Genomic DNA, 5140 nt, shown 5'->3' with positions numbered 1-5140 from the left:
GATGTGGACTGGCTGATCGCCGAGCGCCCCGGCAAGGTAAGAACCTTGAAACAGCATCCACGCAAGAACAAAACGGCCATCAACATCGAATACATGAAAGCCAGCATCCGGGCCAAGGTGGAGCACCCATTTCGCATCATCAAGCGACAGTTCGGCTTCGTGAAAGCCAGATACAAGGGGTTGCTGAAAAACGATAACCAACTGGCGATGTTATTCACGCTGGCCAACCTGTTTGGGGGCAGTTTGGATATCGAAAATTATTGTACTATAAGGACTTCCCCGGCATGTCAAAGCCGGTATTTATGGTTTCTGTCTGCTCTTCAGTAAAAATAAAGGGGAGAGACTGCGGTACTATAAACGGCCATGATGAATCGTCATCGATTCGGGCCCTGATGAAAGACGCGCGTGAGGTTCTTGTTCGTTAAGCGGATACGTATATCCTGTACAATAGCCAGATAGGCCTCACGGGGTCTAACCCTTTATCATCAACGAATTGCAGGTCAGATGGTTATACAGCTTCGAGCTTTAGTTGACTGAGTACAGCCGGAAATCATCACCGTAATGTAGTGATGCCCAACACAGCCGCGCATTTTTGGCGGCGATGGCCACAACAGCCCGCCAGTACCCTCTGCGCTCAACCAACATACAAACCCAACGGCTGAATGAGTCAGTCCTTTTCCCGGCGCCAATAAGCACTGAACGAGCCCCCTGAACCAGAAGCGTTCGCAGATACGAATCACCGGCTTTTGTGATCCTGCCGAGTTTCGACTTTCCCCCGCTGCTGTATTGTGATGGCGTCAGCCCCAGCCAGGCTGCCAGTTGACGTCCATTTTTAAAATCATGTGCATTACCGATACTGGCGACCAGTGCACAGGCCGTTGTGGGACCAACGCCCTTTAGCTCCATCAGCCGCTGACTGCGATGATCTGTTTTGGCTATGTGGGACAAAATTCGGTCATATTCAGTGATGTTAGCTTCAATGCGATCAACGTGTTCCATCAAATCATCAACACATTGCTGAACCTGAAGCGGTAAAGAGCTCTTCTGCACAGAAACCATGTGGCGCAGGGCATCAGCACTTTGTGGCGCGATGACACCGAATTCAGATATCAATCCTCGCAGACGATTATACGTTGCTGTTTTCTCTTCGATAAAACCCTGACGGGTACGATGTAAACACTGCATGGCCTGCTGGCTTTCGTCTTTCACTGGTACGAACCGCATATGCGGACGACGAACAGCTTCACAGATAGCCTGAGCATCAGCTGCATCATTTTTTCCTGATTTTCCGGCCATACGATAAGGCGATACAAACTTAGCAGCCATCAGACGTGGCTCATGACCATACTGCCGAAACAATCTTGCCCAGTAGTGAGCCCCGGAGCATGCTTCCATCCCGATAACACAGGGAGGCAAACTTGCAATTAACTCAGGAAGTGCAGCACGCGATACTTTAGGCTTAACCAGAACAGTTCTACCATTTTGATCAACACCGTGAACAGCAAACACATTTTTAGCAAGATCGATACCGACAGTCGTGATAGTCATAACGAATTCCTCCGGGACGATGTGTACCCCATGATTGCACAAGAGTTAATCAGGCGCATAATCAGGGGAAGTCCCTTCCATTCGTTAAGGTTAATTTTTGTTCAGCCCATCATCAATGGTGCGCTTGTGCCTCAGCTCCATAAAGCAGCCGTCTGCCAGATACAGAACCCGGTCTGCAGAGGCTATGGTTTCCGGGCGATGGGCTATCAGCAGGACAGGAAGCCCCAGCTGACGTAGTGTCTGGCTTATCTGAATTTCACTTTCAACATCAAGATGGCTGGTCGCTTCATCCAGTAATAAAAATCCCGGTTTCTTGTACAAAGCCCTGGCCAGCAGAATGCGTTGTTTTTGCCCTCCGGAAAGCCCTCCACCGGTTTCACCAATCAGCGTCTGATACCCCATCGGCATAGACATGATATCGCTGTCGATAAGTGCCAGTCTGGCGCACTGGATCATTCGTTCATGATTGCGGTCTCCACTGAAAAAAATGATGTTATCTGCAATGGAGCCCCTGAAAAGATGGTCATCCTGCAGTACGGTACCGATTCGCTGACGTACCTGAAAATAATCCGAGTGGGTATGCGGTATGCCAAATGCCCTGATTGTTCCCTCATCCGGGATGTGGATCCCCAGGATAAGCTTCACCAGTGTCGATTTCCCGCATCCGGATTGACCGGTAATGGCCATCACCTCGCCAGGATGGAGTGTCAGCGACACCCCGCGGAGTATCGGTTTATTCCCTCCCTTGTGGCTGAAGGTTATATGCTCAAGGGATAAAGGAACACGGGCACCGTCGGCCACATCCCCCCGGAATACGGACGGGAAGACAGAAGTATCATTGTCTTCCTGAGCGGGTTGTTGCTGATAGTCTTCTGTCGGGGTCAGCACAATGTCAGCCAGGCGTTCGTTGTAGATATCAAGCATACGCCAGGAAAAATACTTATCGGTCAGGCTGCTGATACTGGATGAAAAACGCATCTGGTAGGACAAATAAGCAACCAGCATGCCGACGGTGAAGGTACCGTTCAGTACTTCCCCGGCACCTTTCCACAAAATAATCGCTGATACCACGCTGCCGGTCAGGGTGTGTGCAATGTCATAGCACATCAGCTGACGGCTCTGTCGCAGCTGCGTATTCCTGCGAACAATGTTGAGGTTCAGCCAGGCGGCCTCACGGTGCGCTGTCACGCCGTTAATTCTCAGGCTCAGAATACCGTTGAGGGTTTCAAGAAAATGCCCGGACTCCCTGGCACCTGCGTCCCAGGCATCTTCTGCCGACTGTCGAAGGGACGGATACCACAACGCCCTCAGCACACCGTAGATAATGGCTGCCAGTACGGCTATCAGCGTCATTTCCGGACTGTACAGCAGCATCATACAGAGCGCAGTTATCACGAGCAACACGTCCAGAATACCTTCCAGTACCTGCGTGGTCAGCGCCTCCTGGATGGTATCCACGGCCTCAAAACGGGCATTGATACTTCCCTTACTGCGCGCATCAAACCAGCCCAGCGGGAGACGCACCAGATGATGGAAAACCCGGGCTGTCCACTGCATGTTAAAATTGACGGACAGAGTTATACTGGCCCACTGGCGTGCCAGCGACAGCAGCATCTGGGTCATTGACAGCAGCAGCAGGGCAATGATTATAACGGTCAGGAGACTTCGATCGGCGGCAACCAGCACTTCATCAATTACCAGCTGGTTGAGAAGTGGACTACTCAGCGTCAGGATTTCCAGCGCCAGGGCAAAAATGATGATGCGCGACATCGCGGCCAGCAGCCCGGGTGTCCTGCCTGTCAGTTGGCGCAGGCGAATTTTTTTTCTTTCATCCCGGGCGGTAAAATCACTGGCCGGCGTCAACTCCAGCGCGACACCGGTGAAATGTTTTCCTGCATCCTGCAGGGAGAGCGTTATCTTCCCTTTGTCCGGGTCGTGGATAACCAGCCTGCTCCCGCGAACTTTATAAAGCACGACGAAATGGTTCATGTTCCAGTGGAGAATGCACGGGAGAGAAAGGGATTTCAGGTCTTCCGGCTCCAGCCGGACGGCCCGGGAGGACAACCGGATACCGGCTGCACACTCTATCAGCCTCTGCAGGGTCATCCCCTGTGTGCTGATACTGAAACGTTCGCGCAGGGTGGGTAAATCTGTCTGCAGACCATGCCAGCAGGCCATCATGACCAGACATGCCAGACCACATTCCGCAGACTCTGTCTGCCGGATGAGGGGGAGCTGTTTTCTCCCGGTCCATTTAAGGGTATCCATTACAGTTTTCCTTTCAGGCTCCAGAGTGGCTCGGTCAGCCACTCCCACAAATGGCGGGTATCCAGGCTGACATCCCCCTCAAGGGTCATGCCGGGGCGCAGGGGTTCCTGTTTTCCATAAGCCAGAATGAAGGTATTCTCAGGTTCGACGATGACGCGGTAGTGCCCTTCATTCTCTTTCCAGGTCACAGGGGATACGGAGAGTAAATCCGAAGGGGTCAGCGTTGTACGGCTTATCTCTCGGATAGTCCCGTACTGAACGCCAAACTTCTGATAGGGGAATGCGGCGAACCGAAGTGCAACACGCTGCCCCGGCTGAATAAAACCGGCATTCTGACTGGTGGCATAGAGTTCTATCTGCAGACGAGCATTGTCGGGAACCAGAGTCATGACCGGTTCAGATGCCCTGACAGACTGTCCCTGTCTGATCAGCACGGCAGCAACGGTTCCGGATACCGGTGACGTCAGCGTAAAGTTCTCCTGTCCGGCCAGTTCGTCCTGCTGTTGCCTGATCCCCTGCAACTGCCTGTCCAGCTCAGCTTTACGGCTTTCCCCCTGAACGATGAGATGGTTAAGATCTTCTTCAGCAGCCTCCATTGCAGTGTGTAGTTGCAGAAGCCCCTGACGCTGATCCTCAACGTTTTGCAGTGACGTAGAAACGTCAATTTGCTTCTGCTGGTATTCGATATCTGATACGTAATGCGTTCCAGCCAGTTTTTTATAGCGCTCCATGACGGACACGGCCAGCGTGGCCTGATGCCCGGCAAGCGACAGGCGCAGCTCTGCACTTTTAATCTGTGGTTTCAGGGAGGCAATTCGCTGTAGTATGGCCTGCTGCTGCTGACTGTTGTCACGCAATTCCAGAGTCTGCTGGGAAGACAGCATGGCATACTGAGTCTTCAGGGACATGCTCATGGCTGCCAGTGTACCTGTGCCCTGCCCGTTGTAATGCTCGCCGCTGATATGGTAAACAGGCTCACCGGCAGCTACGTGCTGACCTTCTGAAACAGTCTGTCGGGTGACGTATCCGGCATATTGCGGTGTGATTTTCACCAGTCCTGATGAAGGCATCACTATACCTGTAAGATGAGCCTTGCGGGTATAACTACCATAATAAACGAATAATGAGACGCTCAGAAATATAAGTAATGTAGCAACGGCGCATACTGACATGCCAAATGACGCGGGTAAGACAATATCTCCGTACTCTGGGTAATGACTCCAACTTATTGATAGTGTTTTATGTTCAGATAATGCCCGATGACTTTGTCATGCAGCTCCACCGATTTTGAGAACGACAGCGACTTCCGTCCCAGCCGTGCCAG

5 protein-coding genes are annotated in these 5140 nt (G+C 52.1%); 1 reads left to right on the top strand and 4 read right to left on the bottom strand.

What is annotated here, in order from left to right; translation table 11 throughout:
• On the top strand, positions 1-327 hold a 327-nt coding region (locus FHD02_RS23855; protein WP_255597498.1), incomplete at its 5' end, for a transposase.
• Between the two features lie 198 nt (positions 328-525).
• On the opposite strand, the gene FHD02_RS23850 is transcribed toward FHD02_RS23855, so the two are convergent.
• From FHD02_RS23850 to FHD02_RS23835, 4 genes are all read right to left on the bottom strand, one after another.
• Positions 526-1548 (bottom strand): IS110 family transposase, encoded by a 1023-nt coding sequence (locus tag FHD02_RS23850; RefSeq protein WP_000156887.1) that lies wholly within the window; start codon positions 1546-1548, stop codon positions 526-528.
• A 90-nt stretch (positions 1549-1638) separates the two neighbouring features.
• Positions 1639-3816: a peptidase domain-containing ABC transporter gene (locus FHD02_RS23845; protein ID WP_044864413.1), complete on the bottom strand. Its 2178-nt coding sequence runs from the start codon at positions 3814-3816 to the stop codon at positions 1639-1641.
• Positions 3816-4988: an HlyD family secretion protein gene (locus tag FHD02_RS23840; protein WP_233269698.1), complete on the bottom strand. Its 1173-nt coding sequence runs from the start codon at positions 4986-4988 to the stop codon at positions 3816-3818. The genes FHD02_RS23845 and FHD02_RS23840 overlap by 1 nt, the downstream gene beginning before the upstream one ends.
• Before the next feature lie 53 nt (positions 4989-5041).
• Positions 5042-5140: IS1 family transposase (locus FHD02_RS23835; protein WP_000641146.1), on the bottom strand; the 99-nt coding region annotated here is incomplete at its 5' end.

The organism is Citrobacter sp. EC_71, from assembly GCF_019584005.1.
Lineage (GTDB): Bacteria > Pseudomonadota > Gammaproteobacteria > Enterobacterales > Enterobacteriaceae > Citrobacter > Citrobacter werkmanii.
The sequence above is the reverse complement of the archived record's forward strand: the minus strand, read 5'-3'. Positions and strand labels throughout refer to the sequence as shown.